15 protein-coding genes are annotated in these 15,031 nt (G+C 38.2%); all 15 read left to right on the forward strand.

Going from position 1 to position 15,031, the window contains the following annotated elements; all coding sequences use genetic code 11:
- The first annotated feature begins 212 nt into the window (after positions 1 to 212).
- The 15 genes from CS063_RS11465 to eutD all read left to right on the forward strand — a co-directional run bounded on the left by CS063_RS11465 (position 213) and on the right by eutD (position 15,026).
- Positions 213 to 1,706, forward strand: coding sequence for a sugar ABC transporter ATP-binding protein (locus CS063_RS11465; RefSeq protein ID WP_099449837.1), 1,494 nt, complete (start codon positions 213 to 215; stop codon positions 1,704 to 1,706).
- Between the two features lie 14 nt (positions 1,707 to 1,720).
- Entirely contained in the window at positions 1,721 to 2,692 is a 972-nt protein-coding gene (locus CS063_RS11470; RefSeq protein WP_099449838.1) for an ABC transporter permease, read from the forward strand.
- 56 nt (positions 2,693 to 2,748) lie between these two features.
- Complete coding sequence (locus CS063_RS11475) at positions 2,749 to 3,852, forward strand: ABC transporter substrate-binding protein (RefSeq protein ID WP_099449839.1); 1,104 nt, start codon at positions 2,749 to 2,751, stop codon at positions 3,850 to 3,852.
- Between the two features lie 708 nt (positions 3,853 to 4,560).
- Positions 4,561 to 5,691, forward strand: a complete 1,131-nt coding sequence (locus CS063_RS11480) for a 1-propanol dehydrogenase PduQ (protein ID WP_099449840.1) — start codon at positions 4,561 to 4,563, stop codon at positions 5,689 to 5,691.
- A gap of 70 nt (positions 5,692 to 5,761) precedes the next feature.
- Complete coding sequence (locus CS063_RS11485) at positions 5,762 to 6,118, forward strand: BMC domain-containing protein (RefSeq protein ID WP_099449841.1); 357 nt, start codon at positions 5,762 to 5,764, stop codon at positions 6,116 to 6,118.
- A gap of 3 nt (positions 6,119 to 6,121) precedes the next feature.
- Complete coding sequence (locus CS063_RS11490; RefSeq protein WP_099449842.1) at positions 6,122 to 6,571, forward strand: EutP/PduV family microcompartment system protein; 450 nt, start codon at positions 6,122 to 6,124, stop codon at positions 6,569 to 6,571.
- Between the two features lie 42 nt (positions 6,572 to 6,613).
- Positions 6,614 to 8,059 (forward strand): ethanolamine ammonia-lyase reactivating factor EutA, encoded by a 1,446-nt coding sequence (gene eutA / locus CS063_RS11495; protein WP_099449843.1) that lies wholly within the window; start codon positions 6,614 to 6,616, stop codon positions 8,057 to 8,059.
- Positions 8,060 to 8,072: 13 nt separating this feature from the next.
- Complete coding sequence (locus CS063_RS11500) at positions 8,073 to 9,437, forward strand: ethanolamine ammonia-lyase subunit EutB (RefSeq protein WP_099449844.1); 1,365 nt, start codon at positions 8,073 to 8,075, stop codon at positions 9,435 to 9,437.
- A gap of 17 nt (positions 9,438 to 9,454) precedes the next feature.
- On the forward strand, positions 9,455 to 10,378 hold the full coding sequence (eutC, locus tag CS063_RS11505; RefSeq protein WP_099449845.1) for an ethanolamine ammonia-lyase subunit EutC: 924 nt from the start codon (positions 9,455 to 9,457) through the stop codon (positions 10,376 to 10,378).
- Between the two features lie 15 nt (positions 10,379 to 10,393).
- The gene (eutL, locus tag CS063_RS11510; RefSeq protein ID WP_099449846.1) at positions 10,394 to 11,047 is read left to right on the forward strand and encodes an ethanolamine utilization microcompartment protein EutL; all 654 of its coding nucleotides are present in this window, start codon (positions 10,394 to 10,396) and stop codon (positions 11,045 to 11,047) included.
- A complete protein-coding gene (locus CS063_RS11515; RefSeq protein WP_099449847.1) occupies positions 11,047 to 11,607 on the forward strand; it encodes a BMC domain-containing protein in 561 nt (186 codons plus the stop codon). The genes eutL and CS063_RS11515 overlap by 1 nt, the downstream gene beginning before the upstream one ends.
- 37 nt (positions 11,608 to 11,644) lie before the next feature.
- Positions 11,645 to 13,120 (forward strand): acetaldehyde dehydrogenase (acetylating), encoded by a 1,476-nt coding sequence (locus CS063_RS11520; protein ID WP_099449848.1) that lies wholly within the window; start codon positions 11,645 to 11,647, stop codon positions 13,118 to 13,120.
- Between the two features lie 67 nt (positions 13,121 to 13,187).
- The gene (gene eutM / locus CS063_RS11525; RefSeq protein WP_099449849.1) at positions 13,188 to 13,472 is read left to right on the forward strand and encodes an ethanolamine utilization microcompartment protein EutM; all 285 of its coding nucleotides are present in this window, start codon (positions 13,188 to 13,190) and stop codon (positions 13,470 to 13,472) included.
- 124 nt (positions 13,473 to 13,596) lie between these two features.
- The gene (locus tag CS063_RS11530) at positions 13,597 to 14,358 is read left to right on the forward strand and encodes a cobalamin adenosyltransferase (RefSeq protein ID WP_099449850.1); all 762 of its coding nucleotides are present in this window, start codon (positions 13,597 to 13,599) and stop codon (positions 14,356 to 14,358) included.
- Between the two features lie 44 nt (positions 14,359 to 14,402).
- Positions 14,403 to 15,026 carry an ethanolamine utilization phosphate acetyltransferase EutD gene (gene eutD / locus CS063_RS11535; protein WP_099449851.1) on the forward strand — a complete coding sequence of 208 codons (624 nt, stop codon included), beginning with the start codon at positions 14,403 to 14,405 and terminating at the stop codon, positions 15,024 to 15,026.
- The last annotated feature ends 5 nt before the right edge of the window (positions 15,027 to 15,031 follow it).

Here is a 15,031-nt window from a genome sequence, read left to right on the forward strand (position 1 = left end):
TAGAATCAATATACCAAAAATAATAGACAAATAATAACAAATGAGAAAAAGGTTGGAATATTACTGGTGAAAAATCTAGAATTCAGTAATATTTTGACCTTTTTTTATAAGATTTTATATTATAATTACTTATTTATTTCACTATAATGAGCTTATAAACAATAAAAACTTTGGCGAAAGTGAACATCATTTTAGGGATAGAAGGTGAAAAAATGGGCGATACAATCGTATGTATGGAAAATATCGTAAAATCTTTCTCGGGAGTATACGCATTAAAAAATGCCAACCTGGATCTAAGAAAGGGAGAAGTACACGCCCTTATGGGTGAAAATGGTGCAGGTAAATCTACTCTTATGAAAATACTTACAGGGATCTATGGTAAAGATTCTGGAAGTATCAAATTTGAAAATAAAGAAGTAGAGTTTAAGAATCCTAAAGAAGCACAGTTAGCTGGTATTGTTATTGTTCATCAAGAGTTAAATATGATGCACCACTTAACTGTTGGACAAAACCTCTTTATTGGTAGAGAGGATATGCAAGGCATGTTTATCAATGATAAACAAATGAATCAAAAGGCAGAAAAACTATTTGCTCGCTTAGGTATCCATATTGACCCTAAAGAAATAATGGGAAATCTTACAGTAGGTAAACAGCAAATGGTTGAAATCGCAAAGGCTATTTCACAAGATGCAAAAGTCATTGTATTTGACGAACCTACAGCAGCCTTAACAGAAACGGAAATTAATGATTTATTTAAAATTATTAATGACCTTCGAAATGATGGTATTGGGATTATCTATATTTCTCACCGAATGGATGAAATCAACCGTATCACAGATCGTGTAACAGTTATGAGAGATGGAGAATATGTAGGCACACTTATTACTAAGGAGTGTACAAAAGATGACATCATCAATATGATGGTTGGACGTGTTATTTACGAAGATCCTAAACAAAAAAGAAATGTTCCAGCAAATGCACCTGTTGTACTAAGTGTGAAAAATCTAAATGCTGGTAAGATGGTAAAAGATGTAAGCTTTGAACTGCACAAAGGTGAAATACTTGGTTTCTCAGGACTTATGGGAGCAGGACGAACAGAGCTTGCAAGGGCTATTTTTGGAGCAGATGAGGTTGATAGTGGTGAGATCTATGTAAATGGACAATTAGCAACTATCAAATCACCAATGGATGCTGTTAAATACGGCATAGGTTACTTATCAGAAGATAGAAAGAGATATGGTATTGTTGTTGAAAAGAGTGTAGCAGACAACTCTGTTATGGCTTCTTTAAAGGATTATAGTAAAGGTCTCTTTATTGATGACGCTAAAGTAAAGGCTGATGCAGAAAAATATGTAAAAATGCTCAGTACCAAAACTTCTTCTGTTGAACAGTTAGTTGTTAACTTATCAGGGGGAAATCAGCAAAAAGTTGTTATTGCTAAATGGCTTATCAGAGATAGTGAAATCCTAATCTTTGATGAACCCACTAGAGGAATTGACGTAGGAGCGAAAAGTGAAATTTATACACTAATGAATAAGCTTGTAAAAGAAGGAAAGTCAATTATTATGATTTCATCAGAACTTACAGAAATCCTTCGAATGAGTGACCGAGTGATCGTAATGTGTGAAGGTCGCAAAACAGGTGAGCTTGCTATTGAAGAAGCTACTCAAGAGAAAATTATGAAATATGCCACAATGAGAAATTAGGAAGGAGAGCTATCATGGAAAAGGGAAAATCACTATTCAAGACAATTGGGACGCAAAGACTAGTAGCTGTTATAGCACTTATTGCTATTTACTTATTCTTCTTTGCAATGAGTCCAGCTTTTAGAAGTACCAATACACTAGTAAGTATATTTGACTCAGCCTATGCTACAGGTTTTATGGCAATAGGTGTTACCTTTGTTATCATCACAGGAGGGATTGACTTATCAATCGGTACGGTTCTGATTTGTACATCCTTAATTGGAGGAACATTATATAATCATGGTGTTCCATTATGGATTAGTTTAATTGTTATTATCTTAAGTGGTGCCTTATTTGGACTTGCAAATGGTATCATGGTATCTGTTTTCAAGCTTCCAGCCTTCATTGCTACTCTAGGGACAATGATGGTAACAAGAGGTCTTGGTTCAATCATCACAAAGACACAAAGTATTACTTTCCCACTTAGAACCTCAGAAGATGGTTGGTACAAATCTATTTTTAGAACAGCAGATGGATTCCCAGTAGGTATCATCCTGCTCGTGGTAGCGGCAATCATTATGGCGATTTTCTTAGGCAAAACCCGCCCAGGACGTTATATCCTTTCACTAGGTAGCAACAAAGAAGCAACACGCTTATCAGGTGTTAATATTGTGAAATGGGAAACACTCGCTTATGTAATCAGTGGTACTTTTGCAGGAATCGCAGGTATTGCATATGCTGCAATCAACTCTACCATTATGCCAGGTACAGGAAATGGATTTGAGTTAGATGCTATTGCAGCTGTAGTAATTGGTGGTACATCCCTTGCAGGTGGTTATGGAACAGTAGTAGGAACCATCATTGGGGTATTCATTATGGCCATCTTAAAGGTAGGTTTACCATTTATCGATTTACAACCACATTATCAACAATTCATTACAGGATTCGTACTTATCGTTGCAGTTTATTTAGATGTTAAAAATAGAAATAAAAAGAAAACAAGATAGTTCATTAAGTGACCTAATTAAATTAACATAAAAATACAAAATAGGGGGTATCCTTCATGAAACAATGGAAAAAATTATCAGCACTTAGTATGGTAGCCGTATTAGCTTGTGGAAGCTTATTAACAGGTTGTGGTGGTTCAAAAGAAACAGGTTCATCTACTCCAGCAACAAGTCCTGAAGCTGGTGGAGCTGCAGCTGGAAGTGATTTAAGAATCGAAATCGTTGCAAAAGGTTTCCAACATGATTTCTGGCAAGCCGTATTAAAAGGTAGTAAAAAAGCAGAAGAAGAATTTGGTGTAAAAACAAACTTCGTAGGACCAGAAGGAGAAGGTGCTATTGCTACTCAAGTAGAGCAGCTTAATAATGCCATTAATAAAGGACCAAATGCAATTTGTCTTGCAGCTCTTGATACAAGTGCCGCATTAGATGCTATCGTAGGAGCACAAAGTAAGAATATTCCAATCATTGGTTTTGACTCAGGGGTTCCAGGAGCACCAGAAGGCGCAGTAAAAGCTAATGCAGCAACAGATAACTATGCAGCAGGTGCACTTGCAGCAGAAAAAATGTATGAAGCTATCAAAGATAAAGTAACAGATCCAGCTCAGCCAGTGAGAATTGGTGTAGTTTCTCAAGAAGCTAACTCAGACTCTATCGTACAACGTACAGCAGGTTTCATTGATAAAATGACAGAGCTTGTTGGAGAAGATAAGAGCCAAGTAGAAGGTCATGATAAATTTAACCGTAAAGCAGATGGGGCTAAAGTGGTTATGGAAGTAAGAATCCCAGCAGAAGTTACAGACAATGCAGGTAAAACAGAGGCGTTAACTCTTCTTAACAAAGCGGACCTTATTGCAATCTACGGTTCTAACGAATTTGCAGCAAAATGTATTATCAATGCCAATGAAGGTTTAAACAAATTAGGTCAAGATAAAGTAATTGCAGTAGGCTTTGACTCAGGTGCACTTCAAATTGATGCTATCAAGAATGGTGTATTCTACGGTTCAGTAACTCAAGATCCAGTATCTATCGGTTACAACGCAGTAAGACTTGCAGTTGCAGCAGCAAAAGGTGAAGCAGTAGAAGACGTTGATACAGGATGCTTATGGTACAACGCTGACAACATGGAAGATGAAAATGTTGCACCTTGCTTATACCAATAATCTTAGAAATACCCTTTCCGATAAATAAATTAAAAAACACCTCCAAGAATTAAAAAATTCTTGGAGGTGTTTTTTATGTGCTGAAATAAAATGATTTGGTACCATTACCTTTTAGGGGATGATATGGAATCATCCCCTACGATGTGGGGGAATAAATGGGTTGGTACCATTACCTTTTGCGGGATGATATGGAATCATCCCCTACGATATGGCGGGATAAATGATTTGGTATCATTACCTTTTGCGGGATGATATGGAATCATCCCCTACGATGTGGGGGAATAAATGGGTTGGTATCATTACCTTTTGCGGGATGATATGGAATCATCCCCTACGATGTGGGGGAATAAATGGGTTGGTACCATTACCTTTTGTGGGATGATATGGAATCATCCCCTACGATGTGGGGGAATAAATGATTTGATATCATTACCTCGTAGGGGCGGATTCCATATCCGCCCGTCCTAATGATATATTCAACCCCGTCCTAATGATATATTCAACCCCGTCCTAATGATATATTCAACCTTGCCCTAATGATATATTTATTCTTGTCTCAATCATATCTCTATCTACACTTTAAATCATATAAAAATAGACACATTAAAAAACGAGTTAAAGCTCGTTTTTTAATTTCGTATAAATATCAAAAAAATACATAGCCTAAATAAGGAAATCTTTCAATCTATAGAATAGGATGGGATGGAGATGAAGACTTTTGAAATTAAAACCAAGGTAAAACTTGGGCAGGGCTCACTGAGCTATGTAGCAACCTTCAAAGACAAAAAGGTCTTTATTGTCACAGACCCTTTTATGGTGAAATCAGGCATGATTCATAAGATTACAACGCATTTATCCCCTGAATCTTATGAAATATTTAGCGACATTGTTCCTGATCCACCCATGGGACTTGTGGTAAAGGGTGTTGAAGTTTTAACAGCTTTTAAGCCAGATGTAGTTATTGCATTAGGTGGAGGGTCAGCTATTGATGCCACCAAGGCTATTATGAACTTTGCGAAAAAAATTGGTCAATTAAACCATATGGAGTTTATTGCTATTCCTACTACCAGTGGGACAGGCTCAGAAGTAACCTCTTTTTCCGTTATTACAGACGAGGTGAAACAAATTAAATACCCACTAGTATCCGATGAATTTTTACCTGATGTAGCCATTCTAGAGCCAGAGCTGGTGAAAAGTGTACCACCTAGTATTGTAGCAGATACAGGGATGGATGTTTTGACCCATGCCATAGAAGCTTATGTGTCCACACAGGCAACGGATTTTTCAGATGCATTAGCTGAGAAAGCAGTAGAATTAGTTTTTGGGTATTTGGTCAAATCTTATAGTGCAAGTGAAGATATGGAGGCAAAAGAAAAAATGCATAATGCTTCTTGCCTAGCAGGTTTAGCCTTTAACCTAGCTTCCTTAGGAATGAACCATGCTATTGCTCACAATATTGGAGGAAAACTTCATATTCCTCACGGAAGAACCAATGCCTTATTGCTTCCCTACGTTATCGAATTTAATAGTGAGATAGAAGGCTTTAACCCTAATAAATATACAGTGGCTGCTTGTAAATATGCACAGCTTGCTAAGTTAGTAGGTATTGAGGGAAGCAGTATTAGGATGCTTGTTAAAAACTTTATCCATGCCATTACCAAGATGCAGCACGAAATGAAGATGCCTACAAGCTTGCAAGAGTGTAAGGTCTCTAGAGAAGAGATTAATAAGTTCAAACAAGATATAGCAAAGGGAGCCTTAGAAGATGCATGTATTTTAACGAATCCTCGTAAGGCAACTACTGGTGATATAGTGGAAATTATCTATAAGATAAGTTGATGCTTATAAATAAAGTTAAGTAGAAAAGGCTTTACTAATCAAGAATGTAAGTGAAAAGTGAGGAAACAAGATGACCTTACAAGTGGAAGATAAACAACGTATCATACAGGAGTTTGTACCTGGTAAGCAGATTACACTGGCTCACATTATTGCAAATCCTACAGGAGATATCTATAAAAAGTTAGGGCTTATTACAGAAAAAATAAGTGCGATTGGTATTTTGACTATTACTCCCAGTGAAGGGTCCATTATTGCAGCAGATGTAGCGAGTAAAGCGGCAGATATTGCAATAGGTTTTATCGATCGCTTTAGTGGGGCACTTATTATTAGTGGAGACATCAGTGCGGTGGAAGCAGCTGTTAAAGAGATTATTGAAGTATTAGAGCATACACTAGGTTTTACACCTACACATATTACGAGGACTTAGGAGATGGGAAGAGTTATCTTTATGGGACGTACAGGCTGTGGTAAAACAACTCTATGTCAAAAACTAGACGAATTAGAGCTTCTGTATAAAAAAACCCAATCTGTAGAAATCTATAATCATGCGATTGATACACCTGGTGAATATCTTGAAAACAGACATTACTATAGTGCACTTATTATGACGGCTGTGGATGCAGAGCTTATTGCATTAATAGGTGATCCTACTGCAGAAGAGAACTTTATTCCACCAGCTTTTGCCTGTTCATTTGCAAAGGAAATGATTGGTATTATTACCAAAATCAACTTAGTTAAAGAGGAAGCTCAAATAAAAAGAATAGAAGAAAGTTTGAAAATGGCAGGAGTCAGCCAAATCTTTAAGGTGGATACCGTAGATGATGTAGGCATTCAAGATTTATTTAATTATATAAAATCCTTTTTAAAGGATAAAAACTAACAGGTTATAGAGTATTAGAAGAAATAAGGAAGAAGTGATGGGATGAGAGAAGAGCTTCTAAGTGTTGGTATTGATATTGGGACCAGCACCACTCAGCTTATATTTTCAAAACTTATTATTGAAAATATGGCATCAAGCTATACAGTTCCTCGCATTGTGATTGTAGATAAAGAAATTATCTACAGGAGTCCTATTTATTTTACCCCTCTTCTTTCCATTAAAGAGATAGATGGGCCTAAAGTAAAAGAACTTATTGAAAAGGAATATCACAGTGCAGGAATTGATAAAAGTCAAATTAATACGGGTGCAGTTATTATTACCGGTGAAACAGCAAGGAAAGAAAATGCAAAAGAAGTACTCACGACACTAAGTGGTTTTGCAGGTGATTTTGTAGTAGCTACAGCAGGTCCCGATTTAGAAAGCATTATTTCTGGCAAGGGTGCAGGGGCACATACCTATTCCAAGGAGCACAATACCAGTGTAGTGAATATAGACATTGGAGGAGGAACGAGTAATTTAGCTGTTTTCAAACGTGGAGACGTTAAAGATACGGGGTGCTTAGACATTGGTGGCAGACTCATTAAGCTAGACCCCTCCTCTAGGCAGATTAGTTATATTGCGCCTAAAATCCAGGAGCTTATCGAAAAATACCATTTAGGTATCCATAGAGGTGATGTGGTAACAAAGGAAAAACTGATGCCCATCATTCAGCTAATGGTCAAGGGGCTTATGCAAAGTGTAGGTTTAGCGCCTATAGATGCAGATTTTGATAAGCTCATTACCAATAAAAGCATCGCAAGAGAAGAACGACCTGAGTGCATCTCTTTTTCTGGTGGCGTAGCAGATTATGTTTATTACGATGTGGCAGAAAGAGGACCAATAAAGGATAGTTTTCAATTTGGAGATATTGGCATTTTACTAGGGCAAGCCATTCGAAATTCACCACTTTATACAACTATGCAAGTTGTTAAAAGTACAGAGACGATTCGTGCAACCGTTGTAGGTGCAGGCACCCATACTACAGAAATAAGTGGAAGTACCATTACCTATACAAAAAATACCTTTCCTATTAAGAATCTCCCTATTTTGAAATTATCTTTAGAGGATGAGGAAGGAGGAGAGGCTATCTTAAGAGAGGCTGTTAAGCGAAAGCTCCAGTGGTTTAAGTTAGATGGTGATCTGCAAAAGGTGGCCATTGCACTCCAAGGTAAGGAAAACCCTAGCTTCAAGGAGGTACAGGCTTATGCAAAAGGACTTGTAGAAGGGATGCAGGAACTGATTCAAAGAGAATTACCACTTATTTTAATTGTAGAAAAAGATATGGCTAAGGTACTGGGTCAAACTATGTACTATGAATTAGGCTATAAAAAGGATGTGATTTGTTTAGATAGCATCAAGCTAGACAATGGAGATTATATCGATATTGGACATCCAGTAGCAGAAGGAGCAGTGCTCCCAGTCGTTGTTAAAACACTTGTATTTAATTGAAAGGAGGGTCTTTATGATTTTAAAGACACAATTATTTGGACATACTTATGAGTTTAAATCACTCAAAGAGGTAATGGCTAAGGCCAATGAAGAAAAGTCAGGGGATAAACTAGCAGGACTCGCAGCAGAGAGTGCAGAGGAGAGGGTTGCTGCCAAGGTAGTACTAGCAAATGTAACCTTGGAGGATCTTCGAAATAACCCTGCTGTACCTTATGAAATGGATGAGGTTACACGTATCATTCAAGATGATGTCAATGAAAAAATCTATAATGAGTTCAAACACATGACAGTAGCAGAATTCAGAGAATGGATTCTTGATGAAAAGACAACAGGTGCAGATATTCGCAGGGCATCAAGAGGGATTACCTCTGAGATAGTAGCTGCTGTTGCTAAGCTTATGTCTAATATGGACCTTATTTATGGAGCGAGTAAGATCCGTATCACTGCTCACTGTAATACAACAATTGGTGAGCCAGGAACACTTTCTTCAAGACTGCAACCCAACCATCCTACAGATGACCCAGATGGTATTATGGCTTCTTTACTAGAAGGCTTAACCTATGGGGCAGGGGATGCACTACTTGGACTTAATCCAGTAGATGATTCGACAGAAAGTGTTGTACGTGTTCTTAAACGTTTTGAAGAAATTAAACAGAAGTTTAAAATTCCTACTCAAACCTGTGTACTTGCCCATGTGACAACTCAGATGGATGCTATTCGTAAAGGGGCACCAACAGACCTTATTTTCCAATCCATTGCAGGCTCAGAAAAAGGAAATGAAGCCTTTGGTTTTAATGCAGCCACTATAGAAGAAGCAAGACAGCTTGTTTTATCAGAAGGAACAGCAGAAGGTCCTAATGTAATGTACTTTGAGACAGGACAAGGCTCTGAACTTTCTTCAGAGGCCCATCATGATACAGATCAGGTAACAATGGAAGCAAGATGCTATGGCTTTGCTAAACGTTTTCAGCCTTTTATTGTGAATACAGTAGTTGGTTTTATTGGACCAGAATATTTATATGATGGCCGCCAAGTAAGCCGTGCAGGGCTAGAAGACCACTTTATGGGAAAACTAACGGGTATATCTATGGGCTGTGACGCATGTTATACCAATCATATGAAGGCGGACCAAAACTCTATTGAAGACTTATCTGTTTTACTAACAACAGCAGGCTGTAACTATTTTATGGGAATTCCTCATGGGGATGATGTTATGCTGAACTATCAAACCACAGGTTATCATGAAACAGCAGCCTTAAGAGAAATGTTCGGACTCACAGCTATTAAGCCTTTCCATGAATGGTTAGTTAAAATGGGCTTTGTGGATGAAAGGGGCCGTTTAACTGAAAAAGCTGGAGATGCATCAATACTATTCTAGGATAAGGAGGCACAATGATGAACGAACAAGATTTAAGAAAGATGGTAGAGCAACTCGTAGAGCAAATGATAAGTAAAGAACCTTCTGTGGTAGGAAGTGATGTTACGATTTCTACTACCCCAGCTGCATCTACTGTAAAAGCAGCAAGTAATGAAACCAAAACCACTACTATTGACCCTAATGGTTGCATTCCTGATATTACAAAAATAGATATTAAGAAACAGTTTTTAGTGGAGCATGCAAAGGATAAGGAAGGTTATTTAGCTATGAAGGCTAAAACGCCAGCTAGACTTGGCGTAGGAAAGGCAGGAGCACGTTATAAAACGATAACGATGCTTCGTGTAAGAGCTGACCATGCTGCCGCACAAGATGCTGTATTTAATGATGTATCAGAAGAGTTCATTAAAAAGAATAACTTTGTTTTTGTTAAAACTCTCTGTAAAGATAAGGATGAATATTTAACTCGTCCTGACCTGGGAAGGAGATTTGGACCAGAGGAGTTAGAAATAATCAAAAAGACCTGTGGTAATAATCCAAAAGTATTACTTGTTGTAGGAGATGGTCTTTCTTCATCAGCTATTGAAGCCAATGTGGAAAATGCGATTCCAGCTATTAAGCAAGGGTTGCAGATGCATGGTATAACCGTACCGGATATTTTATTTGTTAAATATGCCAGGGTTGGGGCAATGGATGCGATTGGAGAGGTAACAGGAGCAGATGTCATTTGTATGCTAGTAGGTGAAAGACCAGGGCTTGTAACAGCGGAGTCTATGTCAGCTTATATTGCTTACAAGCCTAAGCATGGGCTTCCAGAAGCTAAAAGGACGGTTATTTCTAATATTCACAAGGGTGGTACCACAGCCGTAGAAGCAGGTGCACATGCTGCAGAGCTTATTAAAACCATGCTTGATAAAAAAGCATCTGGTATTGATTTAAAGTAGAAGGAGGTAAAATAAATGAAAAATGATAAAATGCGAGTAAATGTATTGGGCGTACGTGTTATTTCTAATGTCAGCCCAGAATTAGCAGCTAAGCTTGAACTAGGTCCTAAGCATAAAAGTATAGGTATTATCACCTCTGACTGTGATGACGTTACCTATACTGCACTCGATGAAGCAACTAAAGATGCGGATGTAGAAGTAGTCTATGCGCGTTCAATGTATGCAGGGGCAGGCAATGCCTCTACTAAATTAGCAGGTGAAGTCATTGGTATTATCGGAGGGCCTAGTCCAGCAGAGGTAAGAAGTGGACTGAAAGCTGCTCTTGATTTTTTTCAGTCTGGAGCATGCTTTGTAAGTGCTAATGAAGATGACTCCATTGTGTACTATGCCCATACCATTTCACGTACAGGTTCTTACCTTTCAAAGGTAGCAGGGATAGAAGAGGGTGAACCTCTTGCATACCTCATTGCACCTCCTATGGAAGCTATCTATGGATTAGATGCAGCAATGAAAGCTGCAGATGTAAAGCTCGTTGAGTTTTTTGGCCCACCTTCTGAAACGAACTTTGGCGGGGGTCTTTTAACAGGTACTCAGTCTGCATGTTATGCCGCATGTGCAGCTTTTGCTGAAGCTATTAAAGCTGTAGCAGATAACCCAAGGGATTATTAATGAGACTCCAAGCATTAGGACTTATAGAAGTGATTGGTTACCCTGCTGCTATCGAAGCAGCAGACGCCGCACTTAAGGCATCTAATGTCCAATTAAGTGGACTATCAAAGGTTGGTAGCGGCATCATGACAGTACAACTTTTTGGAGACGTAGGTGCCATACGAGCAGCTGTAGATGCAGGAAGCAGTGCAGCTGAAAGGATAGGGACAGTAAGAAGTGCCCATATTATTCCACGATTAGATGAGGCCATTATTGGAACCATCGTAAAGCCCCCTCTAGCGCACAAGAAAAGCAATGAAGAGGAGACTTTCGATAATGAAAAAGGCGCACCACTTACTGAGCCAGAACACAGTGATGAGATGGGCATAAATCTAGAAAAAAAAGAAGCTTTGCAAGAAGAAATCATTAACTTTGAGGAGTTAGATAAAAAAAGTAATGAAGAACTAAGAGGGCTTATTCAGACTCTAGGCATTTCTGTATCTTCTAAAAAACTCAAAACAGCTAAAAAAGAAGAACTCCTTGAACTCATTAAAAGTTTTAATAACAAAGCTACTTTATAGCATAAGAATACTAGCAAGTAACACGAGGAGGACCTAAATGGAACTTATAGATAAAGATTTACAATCCCTTCAAGAGGTAAGAAATCTACTTAGTGCAGCACAAAAGGCACAAGAGATACTTGAAACCTTTGATCAATGTAAAATTGATAAAATCGTTAAAGCGATTGCAGATGCGGGTTTTAAAAATGCTGAAAAGCTGGCTAAGATGGCTAATGAAGAAACCGGCTTTGGAAAATGGGAAGATAAGGTTATTAAAAATGTATTTGGATCCAAGGGTATTTATGAAGGGATTAAAAATCAGAAAACCATTGGAATACTCAAGGATAATAAAGAAGAAAAAATATTAGATATCGGTATACCTGTTGGAGTGATTGCAGGGATTGTACCCTCTACAAATCCCACATCAACTGTTATGTATAAAACCTTGATTGCAATTAAAGCAGGTAGCTGTATTGTTTTTTCACCCCATCCTAGTGCTAAAAATTGTATAAAAGCAACTGTAGATATTTTAGCACAAGCAGCAGAGGCAGCAGGCTGTCCTAAGGGAGCCATCTCTACCATTACAATTCCTACACTTCAAGCCACTCAGGAGCTTATGAAGCACCCTTATACCAAGCTTATTTTAGCTACAGGTGGTCCAGGTATGGTAAAGTCTGCTTACTCTTCCGGTACACCAGCTATTGGAGTAGGTGCAGGTAATGGTCCTGCTTTTATTGATAAAAGTGCAGATCTTAAAATGGCAGTTAAACGCATTATGGATTCTAAAACCTTTGACAACGGAACAATTTGTGCCTCTGAACAATCCATTATGGTTGAAAGATGTATGGAGGATAAGGTTGTAGCAGAGTTTAAGGCACAAGGAGGCTACTTCTTAGATACTGAAGAAGCTAAGCAGTTAGGTAACTTTATTTTAAGGCCTAGCGGTTCTATGAACCCTCAAATTGTAGGAAAAAGTGTAGAGCATATTGCCAAACTAGCAGGCCTTACTAGAGTACCTTCTTCAGCACGCGTACTCATTGCTAAAGAAACACGTATCGGACATGATGTGCCTTATTCGAGAGAAAAGTTAGCTCCTATTTTAGCTTTCTATGTGGAAGAAAATGTAGAGGCTGTTTTAAAGAAAGCTCAAGAAATTTTGATTTTGGAAGGTAGAGGACATACCTTCTGTATCCATGCCAATGATGAAGAGCTTGTTAAACGCTTCGCTCTTAAAATCCCAGCTTCTCGTATTTTAGTTAATACATTAGGTGCTTTAGGTGGTGTAGGAGGTACAACGAATCTATTCCCAGCACTTACCTTAGGGTGTGGAGCAGTGGGTGGAAGCTCTTCTTCTAACAACATTGGACCTATTGATCTTATTAACATCAAACGTGTGGCATATGGTGTCAAAGAATTAGAAGATTTACGTCGTGAAGCAGGTACAAATCAAACAGGAAGCTGCTGTAGCAATGGGATGGGTACAGAGAACCTTGTAGAGGAACTAGTAAAAAGGATTATGAAGGAATTAATATAATTGCTGAAAAGTAGAATACTAAGTATGTAGTTTAAAAGCTACGCTTACTTTATAGGAGGAAAACAAAATGGCAAATACGAATGCATTAGGAATGATTGAAACAAAAGGTTTAGTAGGTGCGATTGAAGCAGCTGATGCCATGGTAAAGGCAGCTAATGTAACGCTTGTAGGTAAAGAGCAAATCGGTGGCGGTCTTGTGACAGTTATGGTAAGAGGTGATGTAGGTGCTGTGAAAGCAGCAACTGATGCAGGAGCTGCAGCTGCGGAAAGAGTAGGAGAACTTATTTCAGTGCATGTTATTCCAAGACCTCATTCAGAAGTTGATGTTATCTTGCCACATGGTCATGCCTAAATAAAGTCTCTCCTATTTTAAGGTAAGATGGCTGTATAAGCCAAAAGAGGATGCTCATCAGGGAAGGTGAGCAGCCTCTTCTATAAAAAATAATAGAGATGAGAGAGGCAAGAAGGTGATAAGCATGTCCGTTCTAACAGAAAATGATATTAGGCACATGTTAACAAGTGGACAGCTGAAAGAAAAAGGTGAACTTGTTGTGGCACCTGGTAGGATTATTACACCTTCAGCTAGAGCTTATTTATTAGAAAAAAATATTGAACTTAAAATACAAGACAATCCCTCAAGGGAGGTAGTCAAAATGAATACTGAGGATACAAAAGAGGCTATAAAAGAAGAAAGCTATGATACCTTATTTGGTGGCAAACTCCTAGAAAAGCCAGAGGATATGACACATTTAAGAGGGAATCTTTTGGTTTTTAAAGATCATCCACGTATCGCTTTTAGAGGAGCCATTGATAGTTTAGAGGCAGAAATGATACTTGTACAGCTTTTTGCACAAAAACAAAACATCCCTCAAATGATTAAGGACTTGGAAGAGATTATTCGTTTTATAAGGAATCTTTTACGCTCTGAAGTATGTGGAGAACCTATTGGGGATTTTCGCCTTCAAGATTTAGATGCCGTAGCGCTTAGGGAGCATTCCCATCATCCTAGTAAATATTATGGCATTTCTCATTTTTTACCAAATTACAAGCAAGGTGAAATGGTGGCTTACCTTAATAAGCTTCGTACACTTACGCGTGAAACAGAGCTTATAGCCTACAAGGCTTTTAAGGATGAATATGGACAAACCAGTAGAGAAGATATTATCAAAGCACTTAATAGGTTGTCTTCTTTATTCTGGATTATGATGTTCAAATATTTAGCAGGCAAATACAATTAAACATCCATGGTGGACATTTAAAACATTGGAAGAAAGGAGCGTATATGTCACAAACACTTAATCAAATGATAGATAGTATAGTCAAGGCACTTAAGGAGAGGCTTTTTGTTGAAGTAGAAGCTTCAGGCAGGCATATTCATCTTTCAAGAAAAGATATTGACTTTTTATTTGGTGACGGCTATCAGCTCACACCCGTTAAGGACTTGTCTCAGCCAGGACAATACGCATGTGCAGAACGTGTAACCATTACTGGACCGAAGGGTTCTTTGAAGAATGTAGTAGTATTAGGGCCTGAAAGAAAAAGCTCCCAGGTAGAAGTTTCCCTTACAGATACCCTTGCTTTAGGTATTAAAGCACCTATTCGTCAAAGTGGAGATATTAAAGGCTCACCACAGATAGTAGTAAGTAATGGAGACAAACAACTTACTCTAAGTGAGGGGTTAATTGTAGCTAAAAGGCATATGCACATGACACCAGAAGATGCAGTGAAATTTAATGTATCCGATGGAGAGGTGATCAAGGTAAAAGTATTTGGAACAAGACCACTCATTTTTGATGATTTAGTAGTACGCGTAAGCAAGGATTTTAAAACCTATATTCATATTGACTATGATGAAGCCAATGCATGTGGCTTTACGAAAGGTACGTTAGGTATGATTATCAAATAAGAGGA

The organism is Sporanaerobium hydrogeniformans (genome assembly GCF_002735925.1).
GTDB lineage: Bacteria > Bacillota > Clostridia > Lachnospirales > Cellulosilyticaceae > Sporanaerobium > Sporanaerobium hydrogeniformans.

Excerpts from the sequence above, each read along its gene's own strand:
- CS063_RS11480 (WP_099449840.1), top strand. The coding sequence starts at position 4,561 with ATGAAGACTTTTGAAATTAAAACCAAGGTAAAACTTGGGCAGGGCTCA.
- eutA (WP_099449843.1), top strand. The coding sequence starts at position 6,614 with ATGAGAGAAGAGCTTCTAAGTGTTGGTATTGATATTGGGACCAGCACC.
- CS063_RS11470 (WP_099449838.1), top strand. The coding sequence starts at position 1,721 with ATGGAAAAGGGAAAATCACTATTCAAGACAATTGGGACGCAAAGACTA.
- CS063_RS11475 (WP_099449839.1), top strand. The coding sequence starts at position 2,749 with ATGAAACAATGGAAAAAATTATCAGCACTTAGTATGGTAGCCGTATTA.
- CS063_RS11515 (WP_099449847.1), top strand. The coding sequence starts at position 11,047 with ATGAGACTCCAAGCATTAGGACTTATAGAAGTGATTGGTTACCCTGCT.
- CS063_RS11485 (WP_099449841.1), top strand. The coding sequence starts at position 5,762 with ATGACCTTACAAGTGGAAGATAAACAACGTATCATACAGGAGTTTGTA.
- eutC (WP_099449845.1), top strand. The coding sequence starts at position 9,455 with ATGAACGAACAAGATTTAAGAAAGATGGTAGAGCAACTCGTAGAGCAA.
- eutM (WP_099449849.1), top strand. The coding sequence starts at position 13,188 with ATGGCAAATACGAATGCATTAGGAATGATTGAAACAAAAGGTTTAGTA.
- eutL (WP_099449846.1), top strand. The coding sequence starts at position 10,394 with ATGAAAAATGATAAAATGCGAGTAAATGTATTGGGCGTACGTGTTATT.
- CS063_RS11520 (WP_099449848.1), top strand. The coding sequence starts at position 11,645 with ATGGAACTTATAGATAAAGATTTACAATCCCTTCAAGAGGTAAGAAAT.
- CS063_RS11490 (WP_099449842.1), top strand. The coding sequence starts at position 6,122 with ATGGGAAGAGTTATCTTTATGGGACGTACAGGCTGTGGTAAAACAACT.
- CS063_RS11500 (WP_099449844.1), top strand. The coding sequence starts at position 8,073 with ATGATTTTAAAGACACAATTATTTGGACATACTTATGAGTTTAAATCA.
- CS063_RS11465 (WP_099449837.1), top strand. The coding sequence starts at position 213 with ATGGGCGATACAATCGTATGTATGGAAAATATCGTAAAATCTTTCTCG.
- CS063_RS11530 (WP_099449850.1), top strand. The coding sequence starts at position 13,597 with ATGTCCGTTCTAACAGAAAATGATATTAGGCACATGTTAACAAGTGGA.
- eutD (WP_099449851.1), top strand. The coding sequence starts at position 14,403 with ATGTCACAAACACTTAATCAAATGATAGATAGTATAGTCAAGGCACTT.